This window comes from Gemmobacter lanyuensis, assembly GCF_014652355.1.
In the GTDB taxonomy this organism is placed as follows: domain Bacteria; phylum Pseudomonadota; class Alphaproteobacteria; order Rhodobacterales; family Rhodobacteraceae; genus Gemmobacter; species Gemmobacter lanyuensis.
Genome location: NZ_BMYQ01000001.1, coordinates 60,180 through 85,435, shown reverse-complemented (window position 1 = coordinate 85,435; position 25,256 = coordinate 60,180). Strand labels below are relative to the sequence as shown.

Annotated in this window: 27 protein-coding genes and 1 tRNA gene; 10 read left to right on the top strand and 18 right to left on the bottom strand. The window is 66.5% G+C overall.

What is annotated here, in order from left to right; translation table 11 throughout:
- Window positions 1-30 precede the first annotated feature (30 nt).
- Complete coding sequence (locus tag IE101_RS00410) at window positions 31-1,356, top strand: vanadium-dependent haloperoxidase (RefSeq protein ID WP_189631834.1); 1,326 nt, start codon at window positions 31-33, stop codon at window positions 1,354-1,356.
- Window positions 1,353-2,933, top strand: coding sequence for a CRTAC1 family protein (locus IE101_RS00405; RefSeq protein ID WP_189631833.1), 1,581 nt, complete (start codon window positions 1,353-1,355; stop codon window positions 2,931-2,933). The genes IE101_RS00410 and IE101_RS00405 overlap by 4 nt, the downstream gene beginning before the upstream one ends.
- On the opposite strand, the gene IE101_RS00400 is transcribed toward IE101_RS00405, so the two are convergent.
- Window positions 2,914-3,933, bottom strand: a complete 1,020-nt coding sequence (locus IE101_RS00400; protein ID WP_189631832.1) for a LacI family DNA-binding transcriptional regulator — start codon at window positions 3,931-3,933, stop codon at window positions 2,914-2,916. The two genes, IE101_RS00405 and IE101_RS00400, sit on opposite strands and share 20 nt — an antisense overlap.
- Before the next feature lie 146 nt (window positions 3,934-4,079).
- On the opposite strand from IE101_RS00400, the gene IE101_RS00395 reads away from it, so the two are divergent.
- A tRNA-Thr gene (locus IE101_RS00395) sits at window positions 4,080-4,155 on the top strand.
- A gap of 49 nt (window positions 4,156-4,204) precedes the next feature.
- On the opposite strand, the gene IE101_RS00390 is transcribed toward IE101_RS00395, so the two are convergent.
- Entirely contained in the window at window positions 4,205-5,881 is a 1,677-nt protein-coding gene (locus IE101_RS00390; protein WP_189631831.1) for an ABC transporter permease, read from the bottom strand.
- 91 nt (window positions 5,882-5,972) lie between these two features.
- On the opposite strand from IE101_RS00390, the gene IE101_RS00385 reads away from it, so the two are divergent.
- Window positions 5,973-6,848, top strand: a complete 876-nt coding sequence (locus tag IE101_RS00385) for a hypothetical protein (RefSeq protein ID WP_189631830.1) — start codon at window positions 5,973-5,975, stop codon at window positions 6,846-6,848.
- Between the two features lie 4 nt (window positions 6,849-6,852).
- Here the strand turns inward: IE101_RS00385 and IE101_RS00380 are convergent, their stop codons facing one another.
- The 3 genes from IE101_RS00380 to IE101_RS00370 form a co-directional block, all read right to left on the bottom strand.
- Window positions 6,853-7,701: an asparaginase domain-containing protein gene (locus IE101_RS00380; RefSeq protein ID WP_189631829.1), complete on the bottom strand. Its 849-nt coding sequence runs from the start codon at window positions 7,699-7,701 to the stop codon at window positions 6,853-6,855.
- 62 nt (window positions 7,702-7,763) lie between these two features.
- On the bottom strand, window positions 7,764-8,018 hold the full coding sequence (locus tag IE101_RS00375) for a DUF2312 domain-containing protein (RefSeq protein WP_189631828.1): 255 nt from the start codon (window positions 8,016-8,018) through the stop codon (window positions 7,764-7,766).
- A gap of 69 nt (window positions 8,019-8,087) precedes the next feature.
- The gene (locus IE101_RS00370; RefSeq protein WP_229803978.1) at window positions 8,088-8,726 is read right to left on the bottom strand and encodes a malonic semialdehyde reductase; all 639 of its coding nucleotides are present in this window, start codon (window positions 8,724-8,726) and stop codon (window positions 8,088-8,090) included.
- Between the two features lie 173 nt (window positions 8,727-8,899).
- Between IE101_RS00370 and IE101_RS00365 the strand changes: the two genes are divergently transcribed.
- Window positions 8,900-9,121 (top strand): hypothetical protein, encoded by a 222-nt coding sequence (locus IE101_RS00365; protein ID WP_373296030.1) that lies wholly within the window; start codon window positions 8,900-8,902, stop codon window positions 9,119-9,121.
- Here the strand turns inward: IE101_RS00365 and IE101_RS00360 are convergent.
- From IE101_RS00360 to IE101_RS00350, 3 genes are all read right to left on the bottom strand, one after another.
- Window positions 9,113-10,963, bottom strand: coding sequence for an enoyl-CoA hydratase-related protein (locus IE101_RS00360; protein ID WP_189631827.1), 1,851 nt, complete (start codon window positions 10,961-10,963; stop codon window positions 9,113-9,115). The genes IE101_RS00365 and IE101_RS00360 overlap by 9 nt on opposite strands.
- A 121-nt stretch (window positions 10,964-11,084) precedes the next feature.
- Window positions 11,085-11,279: a hypothetical protein gene (locus IE101_RS00355; RefSeq protein ID WP_189631826.1), complete on the bottom strand. Its 195-nt coding sequence runs from the start codon at window positions 11,277-11,279 to the stop codon at window positions 11,085-11,087.
- Window positions 11,280-11,290: 11 nt separating this feature from the next.
- Complete coding sequence (locus tag IE101_RS00350) at window positions 11,291-11,608, bottom strand: TraR/DksA family transcriptional regulator (protein WP_189631825.1); 318 nt, start codon at window positions 11,606-11,608, stop codon at window positions 11,291-11,293.
- 154 nt (window positions 11,609-11,762) lie between these two features.
- On the opposite strand from IE101_RS00350, the gene IE101_RS00345 reads away from it, so the two are divergent.
- The 4 genes from IE101_RS00345 to IE101_RS00330 are packed head-to-tail and all read left to right on the top strand — an operon-like array spanning window position 11,763 to window position 13,947.
- On the top strand, window positions 11,763-12,626 hold the full coding sequence (locus IE101_RS00345) for an MBL fold metallo-hydrolase (protein ID WP_189631824.1): 864 nt from the start codon (window positions 11,763-11,765) through the stop codon (window positions 12,624-12,626).
- Between the two features lie 33 nt (window positions 12,627-12,659).
- Window positions 12,660-13,085 carry a YeeE/YedE family protein gene (locus tag IE101_RS00340; RefSeq protein WP_189632691.1) on the top strand — a complete coding sequence of 142 codons (426 nt, stop codon included), beginning with the start codon at window positions 12,660-12,662 and terminating at the stop codon, window positions 13,083-13,085.
- The gene (locus IE101_RS00335) at window positions 13,085-13,516 is read left to right on the top strand and encodes a DUF6691 family protein (protein WP_189631823.1); all 432 of its coding nucleotides are present in this window, start codon (window positions 13,085-13,087) and stop codon (window positions 13,514-13,516) included. Before IE101_RS00340 ends, IE101_RS00335 begins: the two co-directional genes overlap by 1 nt.
- Window positions 13,517-13,527: 11 nt before the next feature.
- Complete coding sequence (locus IE101_RS00330) at window positions 13,528-13,947, top strand: protein tyrosine phosphatase family protein (RefSeq protein WP_189631822.1); 420 nt, start codon at window positions 13,528-13,530, stop codon at window positions 13,945-13,947.
- 9 nt (window positions 13,948-13,956) lie between these two features.
- Here IE101_RS00330 and IE101_RS00325 read toward each other — a convergent pair whose 3' ends face one another.
- The 9 genes from IE101_RS00325 to IE101_RS00285 all read right to left on the bottom strand — a co-directional run bounded on the left by IE101_RS00325 (window position 13,957) and on the right by IE101_RS00285 (window position 23,497).
- Window positions 13,957-14,910, bottom strand: a complete 954-nt coding sequence (locus tag IE101_RS00325) for a FliM/FliN family flagellar motor switch protein (RefSeq protein ID WP_189631821.1) — start codon at window positions 14,908-14,910, stop codon at window positions 13,957-13,959.
- Between the two features lie 68 nt (window positions 14,911-14,978).
- A complete protein-coding gene (locus IE101_RS00320) occupies window positions 14,979-17,681 on the bottom strand; it encodes an ATP-binding protein (RefSeq protein WP_189631820.1) in 2,703 nt (900 codons plus the stop codon).
- Window positions 17,681-17,965 carry a hypothetical protein gene (locus IE101_RS00315; RefSeq protein ID WP_189631819.1) on the bottom strand — a complete coding sequence of 95 codons (285 nt, stop codon included), beginning with the start codon at window positions 17,963-17,965 and terminating at the stop codon, window positions 17,681-17,683. Before IE101_RS00315 ends, IE101_RS00320 begins: the two co-directional genes overlap by 1 nt.
- Window positions 17,962-18,330, bottom strand: coding sequence for a response regulator transcription factor (locus IE101_RS00310; RefSeq protein WP_189632690.1), 369 nt, complete (start codon window positions 18,328-18,330; stop codon window positions 17,962-17,964). The genes IE101_RS00315 and IE101_RS00310 overlap by 4 nt, the downstream gene beginning before the upstream one ends.
- 103 nt (window positions 18,331-18,433) lie before the next feature.
- Window positions 18,434-19,708: a helix-turn-helix transcriptional regulator gene (locus IE101_RS00305; protein WP_189631818.1), complete on the bottom strand. Its 1,275-nt coding sequence runs from the start codon at window positions 19,706-19,708 to the stop codon at window positions 18,434-18,436.
- Window positions 19,709-19,898: 190 nt separating this feature from the next.
- Entirely contained in the window at window positions 19,899-20,873 is a 975-nt protein-coding gene (locus IE101_RS00300) for an ABC transporter substrate-binding protein (RefSeq protein ID WP_189631817.1), read from the bottom strand.
- Between the two features lie 39 nt (window positions 20,874-20,912).
- Window positions 20,913-21,725, bottom strand: a complete 813-nt coding sequence (locus tag IE101_RS00295; protein ID WP_189632689.1) for an ABC transporter permease — start codon at window positions 21,723-21,725, stop codon at window positions 20,913-20,915.
- Between the two features lie 71 nt (window positions 21,726-21,796).
- Window positions 21,797-22,660, bottom strand: coding sequence for an ABC transporter permease (locus IE101_RS00290; protein WP_189631816.1), 864 nt, complete (start codon window positions 22,658-22,660; stop codon window positions 21,797-21,799).
- A gap of 36 nt (window positions 22,661-22,696) precedes the next feature.
- Window positions 22,697-23,497 carry an ABC transporter ATP-binding protein gene (locus tag IE101_RS00285; protein ID WP_189631815.1) on the bottom strand — a complete coding sequence of 267 codons (801 nt, stop codon included), beginning with the start codon at window positions 23,495-23,497 and terminating at the stop codon, window positions 22,697-22,699.
- A 128-nt stretch (window positions 23,498-23,625) separates the two neighbouring features.
- Between IE101_RS00285 and IE101_RS00280 the strand changes: the two genes are divergently transcribed.
- Complete coding sequence (locus tag IE101_RS00280; protein ID WP_189631814.1) at window positions 23,626-23,766, top strand: hypothetical protein; 141 nt, start codon at window positions 23,626-23,628, stop codon at window positions 23,764-23,766.
- Here the strand turns inward: IE101_RS00280 and hydA are convergent.
- Window positions 23,733-25,190: a dihydropyrimidinase gene (gene hydA, locus IE101_RS00275; RefSeq protein ID WP_189631813.1), complete on the bottom strand. Its 1,458-nt coding sequence runs from the start codon at window positions 25,188-25,190 to the stop codon at window positions 23,733-23,735. The two genes, IE101_RS00280 and hydA, sit on opposite strands and share 34 nt — an antisense overlap.
- Window positions 25,191-25,256 lie beyond the last annotated feature (66 nt).

Sequence of the window (25,256 nt, the reverse complement as noted above, 5' to 3'; positions counted from 1 at the left end):
CCCCCTGACGGGCGCCACCGAGGAGCCTTCATGTTCTTGACCCGCCGCCATGTGACCGGCCTGCTGCTTTCGGCGCTTGCCCCCCTTCCCACCCTTGCGGCACCCGCCCATCCGCGGGATGCCGTGGCCGGGCAGGTGCTGCAAACCTGGTATCGGCTGGTGCTGGAACTGGTGCGCCATACCGCGACCTATTCGCCCCCGGTGGCGGCACGGGCCTTTGCCTGCCTCGGCCTGACGGCCTGGGAGGTGCTGGCGGGCCTTGCCCCTGCGGCACGCAAAAGCCTCGCAGGGCAGGTCACGGCGCTGACGCCGCCCCCTGCCCCGGACACGGCCGAAGGCGCCGATCCTGCCGCAGCCCTGCATGGGGCATTGACCGTGGCGATCAAGCATTACTTCGGCAATACCGGCCCCACCGGGCAACGTGCCATGCGCGCGATGGAGACGCGGCTGGCCGAACTGGCGGGCGAAGGGCTGCCCCCGGATACGCTGACCCGCAGCCTGGAACATGGGCGCGACGTGGCCCTGCATATCATTGCCTGGGCGCGCGACGATGGCGGGGAAACCATCGAGAACATGGGGTTCCCGCTGGAATGGAGCCTGACAGACGGGCCTGCCCATTGGGTGCCCACCTCCAAGATCGTGCAACAGCAGGCACCGCTTCTGCCGTCCTGGGCGTCAAACCGCCCCATGGCCATGGCGCGCGCCGATGCCTGCGGCCTGGCCGCCCCGCCCGCCTATAGCGAAGAGCCGGGTTCACCGTTCCACATCGAAGCGGTCGAGGTCTATGAAACCGTCCGCAACCTGACCCCGGAACAGAAGATCATTGCGCGGTTCTGGTCGGATGATCCGATGCTGTCCCCCACCCCGCCGGGGCACTGGATTTCCATCCTGCTGGAAATCGCTGACCGTGATGCCCTTCCGGTGGACCGGCTGGCTGATGCGCTGGCGCGGTTGGGCATCGCCATCTCGGATGCCTTCATCGCCTGCTGGCAGACGAAATACCAATATGATCTGCTGCGCCCCGTCACCTATATCCGCCGCGTCATCGACAAGGATTGGGAGCCGCTTCTGATCACGCCCCCCTTCCCGGAATATCCGTCAGGCCACAGTAGCCAGTCGGGCGCGGCGGCGGCGGTGCTGACCGCGATCTTTGGCGAAAACTTTGCCTTTGACGATGCCACGCATGAGGATGACGGCCTGCCCGTCCGCAGCTTCTCCAGCTTTGCCGCCGCCGCTGATGAGGCCGCGGTGTCCCGCCTTTACGGCGGCATCCATTTCCGGTCGGCCATCGAACGGGGGCTGGAACAGGGCGCCTGCGTCGGCGCCGCCGTCAACCGTCTGGTGACCTTCCAATGATGCGCCTTTCGCTTTCGCTCCTTCTCGCCGCAACCCCGGCGCTGGCAGAAAACCCGGCCGTCCCGGTTTTTGTGCCGGACACGGGCGGCCTGACGCACAGCTTTACCGGCGAATGGGAATATATGGTGGGTGGCGGGGTGGCCGCCTTCGACTGTTCGGGCGACGCGCAGCCCGACCTGTTTCTGGCCGGCGGCACCGCACCCGCAACCCTCTGGCGCAATGACAGCATCGACGGGCTGGCCTTCCACAAGATTGACAGCGGTGCCGAACTGACCGGCGTCACCGGCGCCTGGCCGCTGGATTTCGACAGTGATGGTCAGACCGATCTCGCGGTGATGCGGCAGGGCGAAAACGTGCTGCTGCGCGGCCTTGGCGCGTGCCGCTTTGAACGCGCGAATGAAGCCTGGGGCTTTGACGGCGGTCAGGCCTGGTCCACCGCCTTTGCCGCCACATGGGAGGCAGGGCAGAGCCTGCCCACCCTTGCCGTCGGCAATTACATTGATCCGGGCGAGGAGGCATTTCCCTGGGGGTCCTGCACCGACAACTGGCTGCACCGGCCAGAGGGGACGCGCTACGGCGCGCCGATTGCACTCAGCCCCTCATTCTGCGCGCTGTCGATCCTCTTCACCGATTGGAACCGCAGCGGCCGCCCGGCCCTGCGGGTGTCGAACGACCGCGAATATTACAAGGGCGGGCAGGAACAGCTTTGGCATCTGGACCCCGGCCAGCCACCCCGGCTTTATACCGAGGGCGAGGGCTGGCAGCGCCTGCGGATCTGGGGCATGGGCATTGCCAGCCATGACCTCAACATGGACGGCCTGCCGGAATATTTCCTGACCTCGATGGCCGACAACAAGCTGCAGGCCCTGAAAAACCCCGGCGATTCACCGCTGCTGCCGCGCTATGACGACGTGGCCTTCGCGCGTGGCGTCCATGCCCAACGGCCCTATATGGGCGGCGACATCCACCCCTCGACCGCCTGGCATCCGCAGTTTGAAGATGTAAACAACGACGGCCGCACCGATCTGTTCATCGCCAAGGGGAATGTCTCGGCCATGCCGGATTTCGCCCAGCAAGACCCGAACAACCTGCTGCTGCAACGTGCCGATGGCACCTTTTATGAAGCGGGCGAGGCGGCGGGCGTGGCCTCGATGCTGCAGGCGCGCGGCGGCGCAGTGGTTGATCTGAATGGCGATGGCTGGCTGGATCTGGTGGTGGTGAACCGCAATGGTCCGACCGAAATCTGGCGCAACACCGGCCTTGCGCCCGAAGCCGCACCTGCCAACTGGATCGCGCTGGACCCGCGCCAGCCCGCGCCGAACCTTCATGCCGTGAATGGCTGGGTCGAGGTGCGCGCCAATGGCGTGACCCAGCGGCGCGAGATTCTGGTGGGCGGCGGCCACGGGTCGGGTCAGCTTGCCCCGCAGCACTTCGGCCTTGGTGCCGCGACCGAGGCCGAGGTCCGCATGATCTGGCCCGACGGCGCGGCGGATGATTGGCAGCGCCTGACCGCCGGGCAGGTCTGGCGCCTGCCGCGCGGGGCGGCGGCGGAACCGGCTACAACGCCTCAGGAATGAACAGCGCGGGGGGCAGGAAATCGACCTCGGGGTAATCCGTGGCCCCCGTCAGCCCGATCTCGACCATGCGGGCGACAAGGCGGCGGCACAGCAGATCCAGCGGCGTGTCAATGACCAGCGTCACCTGCCCCTCGGCCAGACCCCGGCGCGAATCCGGGGTCAGCGCGCTGACCACCAGCGCCACACGCCCGCCCGCGCCCGCATCGCGCAGGGCGGCAATCGCGCCCTCCATCCCCCCGCCCGCGATATAGATGCCGCGCAGATCGGCATGCTGTTTCAACAGCTGCCGCGTCGCATCATAGGTCAGCTGCCGCGTTTCCAGATTGACCCGCGTTTCCAGGGGCTTGAGCTGCGGCGCACGGTCTTTCAAGTAGCTGCGGAAGCCTTCATCCCGCAACTGGTGGCCATGCCAGCGATGCCCGCCCACGAAAATCGCTACCGTCCCCGCCTCACGCGCGGCAGTGCTGATCATCCAGGCCGCCGTGCTGCCCATCTTGCGATTGTCGAGCCCGACATAGCCCTGCCGCACCCCCGCCGCAAATTCCGACAAAAGCGCCACGACACGCAGCCCCTTGGACGCCGCCTCCTCGACCGCCTCGGTCACCTCGGGGTGGTTGACGGCCGTCGCGGCCACCACATCGCAGCGCCCGATCATGCCCCGGATCGCCCCGGCCATGTCGGCAGGAGATTGCGAGCCGGAGAATTCAAGGTGCAGCCGCGCTTCGACCGAAGGTTCGGCCGCAACGGCCCGATGCAGGGTATCGGCAAAGGCGCGGTAGAAATCCTGCCCCTGCTTGTGCAGCACGACGCCCAGCCGCACCTGTGGCAGCTCCCCCGCCTCGACCCGCACCCCGCCCAGTCGATGCGCCGCCGGATGCCCGATCGACCGCGCGACCGCGGCGATATGGGCCAGCGTATCAGGCTTGACCTTCTGTCGCCCGTTCAGCGCGCGATCCACCGTGGCCAGCGACACACCCGCCGCCTCTGCCAGCTCTGCCATGCCCGGCTTTCGCATCCTGCCCCCACTTCCCGCGGCCATTTCGCCTTTGCGCCAGTCTGACGAAAGATGACGAAAAAGAAAAGCCACCCCCTCCTGCGCCAGACCGTCTTGTGCGACGGGCGCGAGAAGGGTAAGAAGCATCACCTGCCTCTATAGCTCAGCTGGTAGAGCACCTGATTTGTAATCAGGGGGTCGGGGGTTCGAGCCCCTCTGGGGGCACCATTTTCCTTGCAGATCGACAGTCCGGGATAAATCCGCCCCTCGGGTGGCGTCAGCGGCGCTTTGCCTCGACCCGTGCCATGGCGCCCACGGCGATCAGGCTGACGGCGACGACCAGCAGGGCGGCGGGGGCGGCCTCGCCCAGTTTTTCAAGGCTGGCAAGCTCTTGCGTGCGGGTGGCCAGCGTATTGAAGTTGAACGGGCGCAGCAGCAGCGTGGCGGGCAGTTCCTTGACGCAATCGACAAAGACCACCAGCAGCGCCATGCCGACCGAGCCGCGCATCATCGGCAGATAGACCTCGCGCAGGACGGCGCCCATGGGGCGGCCAAGCGCCCGCGCGGCCAGCGGCAGGTTCGGGGAAATCCGACCGAAGGCAGTATCGACCGCGCCCTGTGCGATGCCGAAAAACCGCACGACATAGGCCAGCACAATCGCCGCCGCCGTCCCGGTGAGCATGAGGCCCGGGTCCCACCCCGTCAGCGCCAGCACCCCGTCGGCCAGCCGGTGATCCAGCGCCGCAAGCGGGATCAGCAGGCCCAACGCCAGCACCGCCCCCGGCGCGGCATAGCCAAGCGCCGTCACCGGCAGCACCCAGCGCGGCAGGCCGCGCCCGCCCATCCGAAGGCCGTAGACCAGAAGAACCGCCGCCGTCACCGTCAGCACCGCCGCCGTGCCGCCTACCACCAGCGTGTTCTTCAGCGCGGCAAACAGCCCCGGCGCGATCCAGGCCTGCGGGTTGCGCAGCGCATGCCCCGCCATCACCGAGACGGGCAGCACGAAACCAAAGCCGAAGGGCAGGAAGCACAACAAGCTTGCCAGCCCTGCGCGCCAGCCCGTCAGGGGCTGCGGCACCACCGGGCGCATCTGCCGCGCCGATCCGTGGAAACGCGCGCGGCGGCGGCCGATGCGTTCCGCCGCCAGCAGAAGCACGATGACGGTCAGCGCCACCCCTGCGATCTGCGCCGCACCACCGGCGTTCCCGGCCGTCAGCCAGGTGGTGAAGATGCCCGTCGTCAGGGTCTGCACGCTGAAATGGGTGACGGTGCCGTAGTCGGCCACGGTCTCCATCATGGCCAGCGCCACGCCCGCCGCGATCGAGGGCCGCGCCAGCGGCAGGCCGACCCGGAAGAACACCCCCCAAGGCCCGGCGCCGAGGGCGCGCGCGACCTCATAGCTGCCACCCGATTGTTCACGGAAGGCCGCGCGGGCCAGAAGATAGACATAGGGGTAGAAGGCCGCAGCCAGCACCAGAATCGCCGCGCCGGGAGACCGCACCTCGGGGAACCAGTAATCCGCGGGCGTGGCCCAGCCGGTCGCCGCCCGGAGCGCAACTTGCACCGCCCCCGAAAAATCCAGAAAATCCACAACCGCATAGGCGCCCACATAGGCCGGAACCGCCAACGGAAAGAGCAGCGCATGCGTGAGCCACCCCGACCCCGGAAAACGGTAGAGCGTGACCAGCCAGGCCGCCCCCGTCCCCACGGCCGCCGTCAGCACCCCGACGCCCAGCATCAGCGTCAGCGTCGCGGCCATATAGCGCGGCATCACCGTCGCCATCAGATGCGGCCAGATGTTTTCGGTGGGGTGAAAGGCGATCCAGACGACCGAGACGATGGGCGCCAGCACGATGATCCCGATAACCGCCGCGGTCAGAGTCCAGCCATCGGGAAGGCCGACCCAGCGGCGGCGGGCGCGCAGCGGCGCATGTTGAGCGTTTTGGTCAGCCATGATGCGGCCTTGCCTACAGGAAAGCGGTTTAACTGTCCAGAAAAGCCCTTATAGTCCGCGGGAAAGACCAACAACGACGGGCAGTTCATTCATGCGGATCGCGTATCACCTGGGCGTGCATTGCACCGATGACGACCGGCTGGTCCGGACGCTTTATCGCAATGCGGCGATGCTGGCGGCGCAGGGAATCGCGGTGCCGGAACCCGGGCGCTATCGCAACCTGATCCGGGATACGGCCATCAAGCTCAAGGGTCAGGTCGCCAGCGCCGAGATGCAGCAGCAGGTGCTGGACCAGATCCTCGACCCCGACAGCCCGCGCGACCGCCTGGTACTGAGCTGGGAGAACTTCCTCTCCTTCCCCGCCTGGGCGGTGAAACGGCAGCTTTATCGCACCGGGGGCGACCGGATGCGCGCCATCACCCGCATCTTCCCCGATATGGAGGCCGAATTCCACATCGCCCTGCGCAATCCGGCGACCTTTCTGCCCGATCTGCACAGCCGTCAGCGCGGGCGCGACTACGGGGAATTCATCGAAGGGACCGATCCGATGGCGCTGCGCTGGTCGGACCTGATCGAGCAGTTGCTGGAACGCAATCCCGGCGTGCCGATCACCGTCTGGGCCGATGAGGATACGCCCCTGATCTGGCCCGAGGTGCTGCAGGCCGTGGGCGGCCATGGCCCCGATCAGACGCTGGAGGGGCAAGAAGATCTGCTTGCCACTCTGATGACCGCCGACGGCATGCGCCGCATGGCGGCCTATATGGCCACCCATCCGCCGCAGACCGTGGGACAGCGGCGGCGCGTGGTTTCGGCCTTTCTGGACAAATTCGCCCAGCCGGAGCGGATCGAGATGACCTTCGCCCTGCCCGGCTGGACCGAAGACATGGTCGCGCAGATGACCGAAACCTACGAACGTGACATGGCCTATATCGCCACGCTGCCGGGCGTGATCTGCCTGACGCCCTGAGCGGTCAGGCCAGCCAGAGACGGATCAGCGCGGCCTCGGGCGTGTCAGTGCCGCCGTTTTCGACCCCGGCGGCCCAGAGGGCTGCGCCCGCGGCATAGGCACCGGGTTCCAGCCCCCCGGCCTCGCACTGGCTGACGGCGCGCAGGCGCTTGCCCGCGGCGGCCGCATCGGCCAGCACCTGCAGCAGCGCCGCATCCGACATCACCGTCCCTGCCCCAAAAACGCGCAGCACGGCGCCATCCAGCTCGGCCAGCGCGGCGCGCAGGGCGGCGGCGGGCAAGCCGGGTGTCAGCGTCAGCACCGCAAGCCTGCGCCCGTCAAAGCGGCGATGCGCGGGCACGCCCGCCGGCGCCTGCGGCTGGCTGCGGAAGGAATCCTCTGCGTGGCTGTCATGTTTCACCAGCCCCGCCGCGGGCAACAGGCGGCCCGCAAAGGCCAGATCCACCCCCACCCCGCCTGCCAGCACGGCCTGCAGCGCAAGGTCAAGGTTCCCCTCGGCATCGCCGCCCTGATCGAGCGGATGCATCGCCCCGCAGAGCACCACCCGCCGCCCCGTTCCGACCAGCGCCTGCGTCAGCGCGGCCCCGGTGAAGGCCATGGTATCGGTGCCATGGGTCAGGATCACCGGCATATCCGGATGAGCCTCGATGAGATCGAGAAAAAGGTTCCATTGTCGGGGGCCAACCTCGGCGCTGTCCAGCAGCGGGTCAAAGGCATGGGTCCGCAGCGTCACCCCTTCCGGCAGGCGCGCGGCGACATGGCTTTCCAGCAGCCCTGCCTTGGGCGTCAGCCCCTCGGGGCCGGGCACCATGCCGATGGTGCCGCCGCTATGGATCAGCAAAAGTTCTGTCATTTCTGCCCACCTTTCATGCAAACGGGGCCCGCGGGCCCCGCCGTCACCGTCCCGCTGAGGGATCAGTTCATCCCCAGCGCCTGCTTGTACAGCTCGAGGATCGCTTCCTCTTCGGCGATGTCATCGGCCTTGCGCTTGCGCAGCGCGATGATCTTGCGCATGACCTTGGTGTCATAGCCCCGACCCTTCGCCTCGGCCATCACCTCTTTCTGCTGTTCGGTGATGTCCTTCTTTTCCGCCTCAAGCTGTTCGAAGCGCTCGATGAACTGGCGCAGCTCGTCGGCGGTGACGTTGTAGGGATCGGTCGTCGTGTTCATCTTGGCCTCGTATCGCGGGATGCGTTGCCTCTCCCTAGCGGGGGGGGCCGGGCGGATCAAGAGCAGCGCTCAGACCACCTGCGCCATGCGCGCGAATTCAAGCCGAGGCGCCCGCGGGCGCACCGCGGCCGGATCGCCGTGACCAAGGTTGACAAGGATATTGGCCTCCCAGTTGCGCCCCTCGAAGAAGGCGTCCGCGATACCGGCCTTGTCGAACCCGCCCATCGGTCCGCAATCCAGCCCGATCGACCGCGCGGCCATGATGAAATAGCCCGCCTGCAAGGTGCCGTTCAGCCGCGCCGCCTGGGCCTGCGCCTCGGGCTTGTCGCGGAAGGGGCCGGTCGGATCGGCCATATGGGGCGCCAGATCCGGCATGTTCAGCCAGAAATCACGGTCCCAACACAGGATCGCCGTCACCGGGGCGGCCATGGTCTTGGCGCGGTTGCCTTCGGCCAGACAAGGTTCCAGCCGGGCCTTTCCGGCGGCCGAGGTGACAAAGATCACCCGCAGCGGCTGACAATTCATCGCCGTGGGTGCCATCCGCGCGAGATCGACGATCCGCTCCAGATCGGCGGGATCGACCGGGCGGTCGGACCAGCCATTATGGGTATGCGCCTTGCGGAACAGCAGGTCCAGACCCGCCTCTGGCAGGGCATCCATCGCGGCGCGCGCCGTTTCGATTTCCGTCACGGTGGTCTGATCGCTCATGCCGGGCTTTTTCCCTTGTGTACCATTGCACTCTTGCCAGCGGGCCGCCGGGTAGGCTACCCCGGTTCAACGGTCCGCCGATGGGGCGAGCCTGCACATAATCTTGCCGGTGGCAAGGGCACAGGGCGGCCGCCAGAGCCGCCGGACATGACAGGATAACGGGGGACGACCGCATGGTGATGGATTGGTTGATCGGGGTCGGGGCCGTTGTCTCGCTCGCAGGGATTGCCGGGTTGATCTGGTGCATCCTGTTGGCGCTCAAGGCCCGGTCGACGTCCACCAACGATGAGGAAATGCGGCTTCGCCTTCAGCGCGTGGTGCTGCTGAACATGGGGGCGCTCGGTATTTCGGCGCTGGGTCTGATGATCGTGGTCAGCGGGATCCTGTTATCCTGACACGGCGTCGTCGAGGTCGGCAAGCCGCCGCCCCGTCGCCACCAGATCGGAAATCAATGGCGCCAGCCCCCAGATTTCGGGCGCTTCTTCCTGCCATTCCTGCAGGTCGCGGCGCAGGATCAGCAGGCCGCGCCGATCGGCCCAATGCATGACCCCGCCCTGCCCGCGTGGAAACCCCTGCCCCGCAATCAGCGCGAAATCCACCTCGGCCGGGCAGCGCAGCAGACCTGCGCCCAGAATGCGCGCGCCCTCATTCGCCATGGCCGAAAGCACGCGCTGCAAGATGCGTTCGGCGGTCCGCTGCGGCACGGCCCCGCGCAGCACCGCCCCCACGGGGGCAAGGGCGGCAAGACCAAAGCCAGCCAGCGCACCGGCGATATGATCCTCGGCCTCGCCCTGCTGCACCAGATGGGCCACAGCGGCACGCCCTGCGCCCATGATCCGCCCGCCCACGCCGCCCGGCGCGCGGCTGAAAAGCACGGTCTTACCCAGCATCTGTGCCAAGGCCCGCGCCGTCAGCAGCGCCCCGCCCGAGGTTTCGGGGCCGGCGACAATCTCGGCCAAACGGCCGCCGCCCGCCCGAAAGCCCAGCATATCTGCCGCCCGGCCATGGGCGGAAATCGCCCCGCGCCCGGCAAAGGCCAGAAGGCAGCCCGGGCTGGTCGCCTCGGCAACTTCGGCCATCAGGGCCGCGTCGGTCACAAGAACCGCGTCACAATCGGCCAGGGCCGCCGCCCCCAGCGCGGACCCCAGCCGCGCCCAGTCTGCCTCGCGCCGCTCGGGCGAAAGCTTGCCCTCAGCCACGGATTTTTCCTGAAGTGCTGCAATCTTTTCCAGCGCTTGCACCAGCTGCGGCCGGTGCGGGTCCACCAGGACCACCTCGCCCCCCGCCGCGAGCACAGGCAGCGTCAGGTCCGCGGCCGCGGCACCCAGAAAGCCCACGCGGCGCAAGGGGCGGGCCTGCACGCCCGGAACCACCGCAGCCGGAGGAAGCCGCGCGGCAAGCCGTTCGGCCAGTTGCACATGGCGCAGGGCCGCCGCTTCGGGCGTGGCACAGAGATCTTCGAAGGCGGTCGCCTCATAGACCAGGCCTTGCTCGAAAGGTAAAAGCTGCGCCGCCTCCACACAATCAACGATGCGGCCCGGGGCAGGCAGGCGTGATCCTTCCAGCCGGCTGCGGGCGGCCGCCACGGCCCGCTGATAGACCAAGCCGTCGCGCAGCCCGTCGCGCCGATCGCGGGTCGCGGTCAAACGACGCCCCGCAAGATCGCGCGCCATGGCCAGAGCGGCGTCAGGCAGCGCCTCTTCGACCACGCGGTCCAAAAGGCCAAGCGCCAGCGCCTCGGCCGCGGAAATGCCGCGCCCGGTCAACAAAAGGCGCAGCGCCTGTTCCGCGCCGATCAGCCGGGGCAGGCGCTGCGTCCCCCCCGCGCCGGGCAAGAGGCCGAGCGTGACGTCCGGTAGGCCGATCCGCGCGCCTGCATCGGCAATGCGCGCCGGGGCTGCCAGCGCCAGTTCCAGAACCGGCCCGACGGCAAGGCCGTGCAGCGCCACAACCACGGGCTTTTCCGCCGTTTCGACCAGACGGCACAGATCAGACAGCGCCTGCCGTGCGGCGCCCGCACCGGGGTTCGCGCCCTCTGTCCAGACCGGAAAACCACGCCCCGCCGCACGGATCAGCACCACCGCGATATGCGGGTCCGCCAAGGCGCGCCCGACCGCCGCAGCCAGATCCTGCCATAGCGCGGCCCCCGGTTGAAACCGGGGCGGCGCGGCCAGCAGCAATACGGCCACGTTGCCCTGATCCTCCCGCGTCACCTGCGCGCCGTCCAGCCCCGCCATCCGCTTTCCCCCCTGCTTTGCGCAAGTAAGAATCGAAACGGGGCGGTTTGCAATCCCGCCCCTTGGACACCGGTACCAGAGCCGGTCACTTTTTCTTGGATTTCCGAAGACTTATGCCCGGTCAGATCGGCAGATCGTCAAAACCGGCTTCCATCGCCACATCCAGATCACAGGCCAGATCCTCGGCCCGGCCGGGCGTCACACCGCCCATGGAACGCGCAGGCAGAATGCACATCAGCGCGCGCATCTCCTCCAGCAGGGCGGTCAATGCAACCGGCGGCACCGGAGCGGCGGACAGAGACTGTTTCTGGGTCATGGCTGGTCCTCTCACTGCGCGCAGCTGTGGCAGAACGGCGTGAAGGGCAGCACATCCAGCCGCTGTTCAGCGATCTGCGCGCCACATTTGGCGCAGAACCCGTATTCGCCTTGGGCAATGCGCTGCAGCGCGGCCTCGATCATGCGGATTTCCTGCAGGCCGGACAGACCCATCCCCTCCAGCACTTCATCGCCCTCGCGCTCAGTCGCGGCCTCTTCCCAATCCTTGGCTTCATGGCTGTCCAGTTCGGCCTCAATCTGGCTGAGCCGGTCCTGAAGCTGGGCCAGGCGCGTTTCAAGCTGGGCTTTGCGTTCGGTGATGGGGGTCATGTCACGTCCTCCTGTGTCGCCCCGCTTTTCTAGGCCCTTCCGGCCCCCAAGACCTTGATCGAGGTCAAGCCCACGGCGCTGCGATCATATTCAAACCTTGCAATGCAATAGGGCACCCCTATATCAAAGACACAGCTTGAACCCGAGGTATGCCATGGCGCCGATTGTGACCGCCTTCTTCGATGAGGCGACCAATACCATCACCTATGTCGTGCAGGATCCGACAGGCACGGCTGCGGCGGTCATCGATTCCGTGCTGGATTTCGACTATGCCTCAGGGCGGACGGATACACGGTCGGCGGATGCGGTCATCGCCTTTCTGCGCGACCAAAATCTTGATCTGAAATGGATTCTCGAAACCCATGTCCATGCCGACCATCTGTCCGCCGCGCCCTATATTCAGGAACAACTGGGCGGCCTGATCGGGATCGGCGATCAGATTACGGTGGTGCAGCACACCTTCGGCAAGGTCTTCAACGAAGGCACGCGGTTCCGGCGTGACGGATCGCAGTTTGACCGGCTCTTCCGCGAAGGCGATGTAATCGAGATCGGCAGTTTGCGGGGCAAGGTTTTGCATACCCCTGGCCATACCCCGGCCTGCCTGACCTATGTCATCGACGATGCGGCCTTTGTGGGCGACACGCTTTTCATGCCGGATTTCGGCACGGCGCGCTGCGACTTTCCCGGGGGATCGGCCGAGGTCATGTATGACTCGGTCCAGAAGATCCTTGCCCTGCCCGACAGGACGCGGATTTTTGTCGGCCATGATTACAAGGCGCCGGGGCGCGAGGTCTATGCCTGGGAAACCACGGTCGGCGCGCAAAGGGCGCTGAATGTGCATGTCGGGGCCGGTCGGTCGCGCGAAGACTTCGTCGCCATGCGCGAGGCCCGCGATGCGACGCTTGATATGCCGCGGCTCATCATTCCCAGCCTGCAGGTCAATATGCGCGCGGGTCAGATGCCAGAGCCCGAAGACAACGGCGTGGCCTATCTCAAGGTGCCGGTGAACGGTCTTTGACCGGCGGCACGACGGATCAAAGGACGACACATGATCGAGCAAGACTGGGTGCATGGCTTTATCGGTGGCCTGATGATCGGGGGCGCCGCAGCGTTGTATCTGCTGGTCAACGGACGCATCATGGGGGCCTCGGGCATCCTTGGTGGCCTTCTGGACGGAACCGAGCGCGGCCTTTGGGCCGAACGGCTGAGCTTTCTGGCCGCGCTGATCCTTGTTCCCGTGCTGATCGTGCCGCTTTACACGGTGGTCGATACGCATCTGACGCAGAACTGGGCGGTGATCGTGGCCGGGGGGCTGCTGACCGGGATCGGCACGCGGCTCGCCAATGGCTGCACCTCGGGGCATGGGGTCTGCGGGATTTCGCGTCTGGCGCCCCGCGGCATCGTCTCGACCGTGTTCTACATTCTGGCGGGCGGGCTGACGGTGGCGCTGTTTCGTCATGTGCTGGGGGTGATCTGATGCTGCGGAACCTTTTTGCCGCGCTGTCGGGCGGGCTGTTCGGGGCGGGGTTGCTTGTGTCGGGCATGGTGGACACCACCAAGGTGCAGGGTTGGCTGGATGTCTTTGGCAACTGGGACCCGACGCTGGCCTTCGTGATGGGCGGGGCCATCCTGCCGATGGCGCTGGCCTGGCGCGTCGCCGCACGGCGCGGCGTGTCCCGCTTGGGCACGCCGATCCCCGCGCGGGCAGAACCGCGGCTGGACCACAACCTGATCATCGGATCCGTGCTGTTTGGCGCGGGTTGGGGGCTTGCGGGGCTTTGCCCGGGCCCGGCGCTCGCCTCGCTCAGCTTCGGGGGATGGGGCGGCGCCCTCTTCCTTCTGGCCATGGGCGCGGGTATGGTGGCCGCACCTGCCATTCGCCGCCGGATTGACCGGCTGCCCGCCTGAAGGTGACTTGTATGGACATCCGCGCCCTGACCCCGAGCTATGCCGTCTCTCCGCAGATCAACCCCGAGGATCTGCCCGCGATCAAGGCAGCAGGCTATGTCACGGTCATCGACAACCGCCCGGATGCCGAAATCCCCGGCCACCTGCATACAGAAACCATGCGTGCCGCGGCCGAGGCGCTGGGGCTGACCTTCGTCGCCAATCCGGTGATCGGCGGGGCCATTACCGAAGGCAACGTGACCCTGCAGCGCGAGGCGATTGCCCAAAGCGCCGGTCCGGTCTTTGCCTATTGCGCCAGCGGCAATCGGTCTTCGGTGGTCTGGGCACTGGCGCATGCGGGCCAGCACAGCGCGGATGAGTTGATCGGCACGGCGGCACGCTTTGGCTATAGCCTTGAATGGCTGCGCCCCGCGCTGGAAGAACAGGCCTGAGCCGAACATCTAGCCCGCCGCCGCAAGACGCAGCGGCGGCGCAGCTTCGGGCTGCGGTTCGACCAGAGAGGCGGGCGCCATGCGGGCCTCGCCCTCAATCTGCGTGACGCGGACGGCCCGCAGCCCCCTTTGCTGCCCGAGGCGCCCGACAACCTGCGCCTGACCATCAATCCCCGACAACTCGATCCGGTCGAGCGTGGCATGCGGCAACGGCATCACATCCCCCGCCCGCAGGGCCAGCAGTGCCGAAAGCGGCACCGTGACGCGGCACAAAACCCCCTGCAAGACCGCTTCGGCCCCCAGCACCTGTTCCGCCAGCGCCGCGGCAAAGAGAGCCGGATCAGGCGCATCCGGCGCGGGCGCGGGTGGCGCCCGGTCGGGCCGACGGCCCTGCCCTTCGGCCGGCAGCGCAAGGAGCAGCGGCCCCGTCTTGGCCCCGGCCAGCGTCACTTCGCAGGTGACCACCTTCCACGGCAGATCTTCCAGCATCAGGGCCAGAGGTCGCGGTTCATCCAGATAGCTGACATAGCGGAAGGCATCGGTCCAGATCAGGTCATCCTCGGTGATCAGCGCATCTTCCACCGCGGCCATGACCGCATCGACCCAATCGGCCACCATCGCGGCATCGGTGCGCGTGGGTTTGCGCGGGGCGGCGGGGGTCTGCAGAACACGGCCCAGCGTCTGCGCCTCAATCAACCCCGACAGCAGATCGGGGCCGAGGATCATCAGCCCCGTCGCGGCCCGCGGCCCTTCCAGCAAGGCGATCAGCGCGCGGTCGGCGGGTAGGTCAAGCAATTCGGCCAGCGACAGGCGCCGCACCTGCAACCCCTGACAGGTCAATGCCAGATCCAGCCTGTCGCGCGCCGCACGGGCCAGGGCCAGCGGCCAAGCCTTTTCAATCCCCCCGCCCAAGGTCGGGGCCGCGGCTGCGGCCGGTGCAGCCGCCAGTTTCCGCCGTATCACACCTTGATCCAACGTCCGCTCCTGTCTGCCGTTTGGGGCAGTCTGGCCGCGGAAAGGTTTAAACTTCGTTAGGCCGCATCCGCCCTGGGCGATTTTTCCAGCCGCAAGGGCAGCGTCACGCGGAAGGCCGCGCCGCCTTGCGCGGGCAGATATGTGATCGTACCGCCGAGGTTTGCCATGATCTCGCGGCAGATGGCCAGCCCAAGGCCTGCGCCGCCCGCGCGGGTCTGATCGGTCAGGCGCGCGAATTTCTCAAAGATGATCTGCTGCTTGTCCTTGGGGATGCCCGATCCGTTGTCGATGAAATCGACAATCACCCGCGCGCCGCGCTGTTTGACATTGATCCGCAGCGCCGGGTCGCGGCTGTCGCAATATTTGCGCGCATTGGCGATCAGATTGATGAAAACCTGCGTCAGACGATCCGGATCTGTGCGAAGAAACAGCGCCTCGGCGGGCAGATCGCGCAGGATATCGAAGGAGCGTTCGGGCCGGGTCTGCCGCGCGGCCCGCAGGGCGCGGTCCACCATCTCGGTCAGGCTCACGATCCTGAGGTCAAGCTGCACGGTACCGTTTTCCAGCACGCTCAGATCCAGTAGATCATCGAGCAGCCGGGTCAGGCGGATCGCCTCTTCGTTGATGATGCGGGCCTGCGCGGCGGCCAGCGCGGGGGGTACATCCCCCTCCATCAGGATTTCCGAAAAGGCGCGGATCGAGGTCATGGGCGTGCGAAGCTCATGGCTGATCTGGCTGAGGAAGGCATCCTTCTGTATCGACAATTGTGTCAGCTTTTCATTGGCTTCGCGCAGCTGGCGGGCAGTGCGTTCCAGCTCGGACCGCTGGCTTTCCAACCGGCTGGAATATTCCATGATCTGCGCGGTTTCATCGGCCAGCCGGATCAGGTCGGCCACCGTGACGCGCGCGCGGCCTGCAACCTCGGCAATCACCGCATGGGCAGCGGCGGCGCCCACGGCGCCTGCAAGCTTGCGTTCCAGCGCATCCAGAAAGGCCGGTGTGGGATCGGGCAGATAACCTGCCTTGCCCTGCTGGCGGGCGGCATCCTCAAAGAACAGAAGCGCCGGTTCATCACCCAGAATCCGCTGTGCCAGCTTCAGCAGCTCTTCAGGATCAGCCGCGCCCTGATCATCCCAGACACGGGGTTCCGCCCGTTCGGTATCAAAGACATTCACGAAGGCAAGCCCCTGCACGCGCTCCACCGGCGAAGGGAAACTGAAAAGCGAACCAAGACAGAAGGCGCTGGTATTGAGCGTGAGGCTCCAGAACAGCGCATGGATCAGCGGGTCCAGCCCCTCGGCCCCAAAGAGCGCGCGCGGGCGCAGCCAGGCCAGACCGAAAGGCCCGTGGTCGAACACCGCCTGCGGGATCATGGCGACCGGGCCGAAGCTCGGCAGGAACAGCGTATAGGCCCAGACCACCAGCCCGATTGTCAACCCCAGCGCCGCCCCCACCCGCGTGGCCCCGCGCCAGAACATGCCCCCCAGCATCGCCGGCAGCATCTGCGCCACGCCGACGAAGGAAATCAGCCCGATGGCGGCAAGCGAAGTCGCCCCTTCGGAATGCGAATAGTAGAAATAGCCAAGCCCCAGCACCCCCGCGATGGCCACCCGCCGTGCCACCAGCACCAGACGGCGCACATCGCCCGTCACCTCGCGCGTGGGGCGCAGGCTGAGCCAGAGCGGCATGACGATATGGTTCGACACCATGGTCGCCAGCGCGATCGAGGCCACCACCACCATCGAGGTGGCCGAGGAAAACCCGCCCAGAAAGGCCAGCATCGCCAGCCCCCCCTGCCCCTGGCTGAGCGGCAGGGTCAGCACGAAGAGATCGGGGTTCGCCTCGGCAGGCAGCATCTGCAGCCCCACCACGGCGATGGGGACGACAAAGATGCTCATCGCTGCAAGGTAAAGCGGGAAGGCCCAGCTTGCGGTGGCCAGATGGGCCTCATCGCTGGTTTCGACGACCAGCACCTGGAACATGCGCGGCAGCGTCATCACCGCCGCCGCCGAAAGCCCGATCAGCCCCGCCCAGCGGGACGGGACAAGATCCCAATCCGCAATATCGGAATAGCCGATCCGCATGATGATATCGGACGGACCCGAGGCCATGAACCAGACGACGAAAATGCCCACCGCAACCAGCGCGACCAGCTTCACCACCGCCTCGACGGCAATGGCGATCACCACCCCGGTATGCTGTTCATTGGCATCCAGATTGCGCGTCCCGAACAGGATGGTGAAGAAGGCCAGCCCCACCGCCACCCAAAGCGCGGTCGCATCACTGTCGGGCAGCGCCCAGCCATAACTGCCCGCCGCCGCAAAAACCCCGAAGCTGAGCGTCACCGATTGCAGCTGCAATGCGATATAGGGCGTGGCGGCAATGACGCAGATCAGCGTGACGATCACCCCCAGCAGGGTCGATTTCCCGTAACGGCTTGAAATCAGGTCGGCAATCGAGGTGACGCGCTGTTGGCGGCCAATCCGTACCAGCTTGCGCAGGATCCACCACCAGCCAACAAAGACCAGCGTGGGGCCAAGGTAGATCGTCAGAAACTCCAACCCCGACCGCGCCGCATAGCCCACCGCGCCGTAAAACGTCCAAGCCGTGCAATAGACGGAAAGCGAGAGCGTATAGACCAGCGGTGACCGCAGCCAGCGCGCCGCCCCGCGACGCGCCCGACGTTCCACCGCAAAGGCGATCAGGAACAGGAAGGCCACATAGGTGATGCAGGCCAGAACCAGCAGGTTGAAGGGCATCAGGCCGCTCCGTCTTCATCCTCGGCGCTGGCAGGCGCCTCGGCCTCTTCCCCGGTGCCAAGCCCCGGAGCCAGCACCGCCGCCACCGCGATCAGCACCCCCCAGACCACGAAAAGGTAGATCCCGTCGCGCGCGGTATCCCGCGTGACGGTTTCGGCGGGCGCCCAAAGGATCGGCAACAGGAACAGGAACACCCCCGCCAGCGGCAAAAGCCGCGCCCCGTCGCGCAGGCGGCGGATGCGATAGGACCGCCGCGCCAGAAAGACCGGGCCGCGGCGGTTCACGTCTCGACCAGCGACCGCGCAGCCGCCACGAATTCAGCATTTGAAAACGGCTTGGCCATGAAGAGATCGGCCCCCGCCCGCTCGGCCGCCTCACGGTCGCGGCCCTGGCCCTTGGCGGTCAGCATCATCACCGGCAGCTCGGCCATATCCGGATCGGCGCGCACCGCGCTCAGGATCTCCAATCCCGACCGTCCCGGCAACATGACGTCCAGGATCAGAAGATCGGGCCGCGCCGTCCGCAAGGCCCGTTCGGCGGCCCCGCCATCAGCCAGCGCCGTGACCTGCCAACCATCCCGCGTCAGCAGAAAGCGGATGGCTTCGGCAATATGCGGTTCATCCTCGATCAGCATGGCATGGCGCGCCAATCTGCGTCCCCCCGGTCCTGTCTCGCCCGCCATGCGGCGGCCCCCGCGCTGACTATCAGCGGAAATCCGCCCCGTGTCAAAACCGGATCGCAGCCCGGCCCGGTCAAGTGCCACCAAGGATGGAGCGTTCGCGTCGCGCCGGGCAGGTCGCTTCCGGGCAAATGCGGCAGGTGGGTCCGATCCGCAGCACAGGCCCCGCGGCGCCGGGGCCGCGGCCTGCCTGAAGGGGCGTCAGGATCATCGCGGCCTGCCGCACCTCGACCCCGGAAAACCCGCCCGGATGGCCCGTCTCGCAAAAGGCGCGCACGCGGAACCACTCTCCCGTGCGCTCGGCCAGTTCGACCACCGCCTCGATGGGCTGAAAGGGCCGCGCCAAGGCGGTGAACAGCGGCCAGAGCGCACAGGCCGCCCCAAAGCGCGGCGGGCGAAACCCGGCTGCGGGCTTGCGGAAGGTCAGCGCCCCGGCGCCATCGCAGACGACCACGCCTTCGGGCGCCTCAGGCAGCGTCGCCATGCGCCGCATCACCGCCACGACCCCCGCACCGAACCGCGCCGCCACCTGCACCGGATCGCCCTGCAGATCGGCCAGCGCCGAGCGGAACGGACCCTCGGGCAGCGCCCGCGCATCGGCCTCGGCCAAGCGGATCTGATCCTGCGCCAATTCGCGCGCGGCCTCGGATCCGAGCTCGGCCAACGCCTCGCCCCCCAGCCCCTGCAGATCCCAGCCCCGTGCCGCCATCCACAGGTCCACCTCCTCCTCCGGCGTACCGGTGCGGATGGTGGTATCCTGCTCGGCCCCCTCCAGATAGGCCACCAGCGCCTCGGCCCCGCGGGCAAGCCGCTCACTGTCCTGATAAAGATTGGCGTGAAAGCGCGCGCGCCATTCCGGCTCAATATCCTCGGTCTCAGCCAGAATCCCGGCAGTCGAGCGTACAGAACTGACCGCCGACAAGACCTCGTGCAGCGCCGCACCCAGATGCGGGTCATGGGCGATCCGGTCATTCAGCGCCGCTACCGCGCGCTCCAGTTGCCCCACCCGCTGCTGCAGGCCCGCCGTCAAGCCGGCCCACCCCGGATACCGCCCGATGAACTCCTCCAGCCGGTCCAGCTCGGCCCCCTCGCCGCCCGGCTCCCGCGCAGCCTCGCGCAGCGCCCCGGCAAGCACCCCCGCCGCGCCCGCCTCCAGCGCCCCGGTCTCCACCCCCAGCGCCTGTGCCAGCCGGTCCAGCGCCTCGCCTGTGATCCGCCGCCGGTTATGTTCAATGAGATTGAGGTAAGAGGCCGAAATCCCCGCCGCCCGCGCCACATCCGCCTGCCGCAGCCCCAGCGCCAGACGGCGTTCCCGCACCCGCGTTCCTGTCAGTTCGTTCAGCGCCATCTGCCACCCCCGGAAGGGAATTTACAACAGCACCCGCAATTTACACAGACCGAAAATCCCTTTCATCTTGGCAAAAATATCCCGGGGGGGCGCCGCAGGCGCGGGGGGCAGAGCCCCCCTCCCCAGCCGCAAAACGCGAAACGCGCGAGGGTTGCCCCCCGCGCGCACGCCAAAGTCCAACAAGCCGTGCTTATTGCAGCGCCTTGTCCGTGATCTGATGGGTCCAGGCCCCTTCCGGTTCCTTGGTGATGACCGGGTCCGACCCGCCCGACATCAGCGCCGCCACGGTGCGGATATAGTCGGTCTGGTCCAGTTCACCGTTCGACCCTGCGGTCAGTTTGGCGATCTCGCCCATCATGCGTTTCTGATGGGTTTCGGTCTGCGCGCCGGTCTCATCGTTCTCCAGCACGATCATCGCCGCCTCATCCGGGTTCGCCTCGGCATATTTCCAGCCCTTCATCGAGGCGCGGACGAACTTGACCATCTTCTCTTCAAAGGCCGGGTCCTTCAGGTTCTCTTCCATGACATAGAGACCGTCCTCCAGCGTGGCGACGCCCTCGTCCTCATATTTGAAGGTGATCAGATCATCGGGCGAAATGCCCGCGTCGATCACCTGCCAATATTCGTTATAAGTCATGGTCGAAATGCAGGCCGCCTGTTTTTGCAGCAGCGGATCGACATTGAAGCCCTGCTTCAGCACCGTCACATCGGTGCCATCGGTCTTGAGGCCCAGCTTGCTCATCCAGTTCAGGAAGGGATATTCGTTCCCGCCGAACCAGACGCCCAGTGTCTTGCCCTTGAAATCCTCGGGGGATTCCACGCCCGATTCCTTCAGACAGGTCAGCATCATCCCCGAGGATTTGAACGGCTGCGCGATATTGACCAGCGGCAGGCCCTTTTCCCGCGCGGCCAGCGCCGAGGGCATCCAGTCCACCACCACATCGGCACCACCGCCCGCGATCACCTGGGTCGGCGCCACATCGGGGCCGCCGGGAAGGATGGTGACATTCAGCCCCTCTTCCTCATAGAACCCCTTGTCCTTGGCGACGAAATAGCCCGCGAACTGCGCCTGCGTCACCCATTTCAGTTGCAGCGTCACATCCTCGGCCTGAACCGCCGAAGCGGCGAGGGCAAAGGCAAATGCCGCCGAAATCGTGTATTTCATTGTCAGACCTCCGTGTTGTCCGGGTTTGCCCCGGTTTTGCTAGTGCCTTTGGGACGGGTGCCAGAAGGTGACCCGCTTCTCGATCAGTGCGACCAGCCCATAGAAGGCCGAACCTGCTACCGCCGCAACCGCGATTTCCGCCCAGATCATCGGAAGCCCCAGCCTTCCGATCTCGGCGGTGATGCGAAAGCCCATGCCGACGATGGGGCTGCCGAAAAATTCGGCAACGATGGCTCCGATCAGCGCAAGGGTGGTCGCAATCTTCAACCCATTGAAGAGAAACGGCATCGCCGCCGGCAGGCGCAACTTCCGCAACGTCTGCCAATAGCTTGCCGAATAGGTAGCCATCAGGTCGCGCTGCATGCTGTCGGTGGCCTTGAGCCCCGCCACCATGTTCACCAGCACCGGGAAAAAGACCATGACCACCACGACCGCCGCCTTGGACTGCCAGTCGAAGCCGAACCACATCACCATGATCGGCGCGATGCCGACGATGGGCAGCGCCGCCACGAAATTACCCACCGGCAGCAGCCCGCGCTGCAAAAAGGGCGACCGGTCGATCAGCACCGCTGTCAGCACCGCCGCCCCGCAGCCCAGCAGATAGCCCGACAGCGCGCCTTTCACGAAGGTCTGCACGAAATCGGCCCCCAGCGTCGGCAGGCTTCCGGTGATCTGCGCCCAGATCGCCGAAGGTGCGGGCAGGATGACCGGCGAAATCGCCCACATCTTGACCGACATCTCCCACAGCGCCAGCACCGCAAGGCCAAAGATCACCGGCACGATCCGCCGCGCCAGCCCCGATTGCGTCTCGGCCAGCCCCGCGTTCAGCGTCCAGGCGCCAAACCACAGCATCAGCACCAGCCCCAGCCGCAGATCCAGCACGAAGCCCGCAAGGATCAGCGCGCCCTGCACCGCAAGCCCGATCATCGCACCATCCCCATCCGCTTGAGCGTGGCCCGCTCGATCCAGCCGATCAGACCGACCAGACCCGCCGCGACCGCCGCCGCCGCAAAGAGCGCGGCCCAAATCTGCACCGTCTGTCCGTAATAGCTGCCCGAAAGCAGGCGCGAGCCAAGCCCCGCCACGGCCCCCGTCGGCAGCTCGCCCACGATGGTCCCGACCAGCGAGGCCGCAACCCCCACCTTCAACGAGGCAAAGAGATAAGGCATCGACGACGGCAGCCGCAGCTTGCCGAAGGTCTGCGCGCCGGTGGCGCTATAGGTCCGCAACAGATCAAGCTGCATCGCATCGGGGCTGCGAAGCCCCTTCACCATCCCCACCACGACCGGGAAGAAGGACAGATAGGCCGAGATGATCGCCTTGGGCAAAATCCCCGTCACCCCCAGCGAATTCAGCACCACGATGATCATCGGCGCAATCGCAAGGATCGGGATCGTCTGGCTGGCAATGGCCCAGGGCATCACGCTCAGGTCCATCGCCCGGTTGTAGACGATGCCGACCGCCAGCAGGATCCCCGCGACCGACCCCATGGCAAAGCCCAGAAGCGTGGCCGACAGTGTGACCCAGCCATGATAGACAAGGCTGCGCTTCGAAGTGATCTTCTGCCCCGCCACGCCATCCCACAGCCCCTTGACCACCTGATGCGGCGCGGGCAGCACCGGGCGTTCCTGCGTCAGCGTCTCGGCTACCAGATCGACCAACATGACCTCGCGCCCCTCGCGGGCAGCCTGATCATAGACCCAGGTCGCATTCATCCGCACCGCCGCCAGATACCAGATCCCGCAGATCGCCGCGATCACCGTCAGAACCGGAAGGATTGACCGCATCACAGCCCCCCCGTCCGCTGCGTCATGCCCGCCCGGTCACATTGCATCGCCATGCCCCGCCCGCAGGCCATCGCGCACGCGATGGGCGATCTCGATGAACTCTTTGCTGTCGCGAATTTCCAGCGGCCGTTCGCGCGGCAAGGGGCTTTCGATGACATCCGAAATCCGCCCCGGCCGCGGCGACATCACCACGATCTTGGTGGACAGATAGACCGCCTCGGGGATGGAATGGGTCACAAAGCCGATGGTCTTGCCCGTCCGCGCCCAAAGCTTCAGCAGCTCTTCGTTCAGACGGTCGCGCACGATCTCGTCCAGCGCACCAAAGGGCTCATCCATGAGCAGGATGTCGGCATCAAAGGCCAGCGCGCGGGCGATGCTCGCGCGTTGCTGCATCCCGCCCGAAAGCTGCCAAGGGAACTTCTTCCCAAACCCATCCAGATCAACCAGTTGCAGCACGTTCTTCACGCGCTCTTCCTGTTCGTCGCGCGAAAACCCCATGATCTCCAGCGGCAGGCGGATATTGCCCGCAATGGTCCGCCAGGGGTAAAGCCCCGCCGCCTGAAAGACATAGCCATAGGCCCGGCGACGGCGTGCCTCGTCGGGCGACATGCCATTCACCTTCAGCACCCCCGAGGTCGGATGCTCCAGCGCCGCAATACAGCGCAGGAAGGTGGTCTTGCCACAGCCCGAGGGGCCAATGAAGCTTACGAAATCGCCCTGACCGATGGTCAGATTGACATCCTTGAGGGCCTGAACCGGCCCATCCCCCGTCTGAAACACCAGGTTGAGGTCCCTCGCCTCAATCACCGGCTGCGCCATCGCTCCCGTGTCCTTCATTCCGCCCCGCTGGCGGGCCATTTCGCCCGCATCTTGTTCTGGCGGGCCAACCCGGCCCGCGTCATGTCCCTGTCACCTTGCCCTGCCAGACTGCGTCCCACCAGACGGCATCCTTCAGGGAGGAGACCATGCAAACCACTCTCGCCTTCGCACCGACGCCCGAGGATCTGGACGATGTGTCCTTCACCGTCCCGATCCTCAGCTTCACGCCGCCGCCCCCGAAACCGGCGCCCGTTCAGACCCCCGTGGCCGGCACACCCGACCGCTGAACCGGCCGCGGCGCGGTCAGATCCTTCCAGGCCGTCAGCGCCCGGTTCACCGCCGGACGCGCCGCACGGCCCACGAACTGCCCGTGACCCTCCTGCGGGCGGATTTCGCCATCCTGCACCGCCACGCGCCCGCGCGTCAGCGTGAATCGCGGCAAGCCCGTCACCTTTTGCCCCTCAAAGACGTTGTAGTCGATGCTCGACTGCTGGCTTGCCGCCGAAATCACCTTCTCCTTCGCCGGGTCCCAGACCACCAGATCGGCATCTGCCCCCACCAGCACCGCCCCTTTGCGGGGATACATGTTCAGGATCTTGGCGATATTCGTGCTGGTCACGGCCACGAATTCATTGGGCGTCAACCGCCCGGTGTTCACCCCATGGGTCCAGAGCATCGGCATCCGATCCTCAAGCCCCCCCGTTCCATTCGGGATCTTGGCGAAATTCCCTTTGCCAAACCGCTTCTGTTCGGTCGTAAAGGCACAGTGGTCCGTCGCCACACAGGACAGGCTGCCCGCCTGCAACCCGGCCCAAAGGCTCGCCTGATGATCCTTGCTCCGGAAGGGGGGCGACATGACCCGCCGCGCCGCATGGTCCCAGTCAGGGTGGAAATACTCGCGCTCGTCCAGCGTCAGATGCTGGATCAGCGGCTCCCCCCAGACCCGCTTGCCCGCCTGGCGCGCGCGCCGGATCGCCTCATGCGCCTCCTCGCAGCTCGTATGCACCACGTAAAGCGGCACCCCCGCCATATCGGCAATCATGATCGCGCGGTTCGTGGCCTCGCCCTCGACCTGGGGCGGGCGCGAATAGGCATGGGCCTCAGGGCCGGTATTCCCCTCGGCCAGCAGCTTCGCCGTCAGCTCGGCGACAATATCGCCATTCTCGGCATGGACCATGGCAAGGCCGCCCAGATCGCCCACGCGCCGGAAGCTCGCAAACAGCTCATCGTCATTCACCATCAAGGCGCCCTTGTAGGCCATGAAGTGCTTGAAGCTGGTGATGCCCGCCTTGACGCTCGCCTCCATATCCTCCCAGACCTTCTCGCCCCACCAGGTCACCGCCATGTGATAGCTGTAGTCGCAATGCGCACGGCCCGATTTGTTGTGCCACATCTGGGCTGCGTCCATCAGCCCCTGACCCTGCCCCGGCAGCACGAAATCGACCACCATGGTCGTCCCGCCCGCCAGCGCCGCCCGGGTGCCGCTTTCGAAATCATCGGCCGAATAGGTGCCCATGAACGGCATTTCCAGATGCGTATGCGGGTCGATCCCCCCCGGCATCACATAGCAACCGCTCGCATCCAGCACCGTATCGCCCTGCAAATTCGCGCCGATCTCGGTAATGACCCCACCCTCGATCCGCACATCCGCCGCATAGGACAGATCCGCCGTCACGACCGTCCCGCCCTTGATCACCGTTGATGCCATCATCGCTCTCCCTGCGAGGGTGACCCCTCATTTTCTGTCCGGAAATATCCTCGGGGGGTCCGGGGGGCA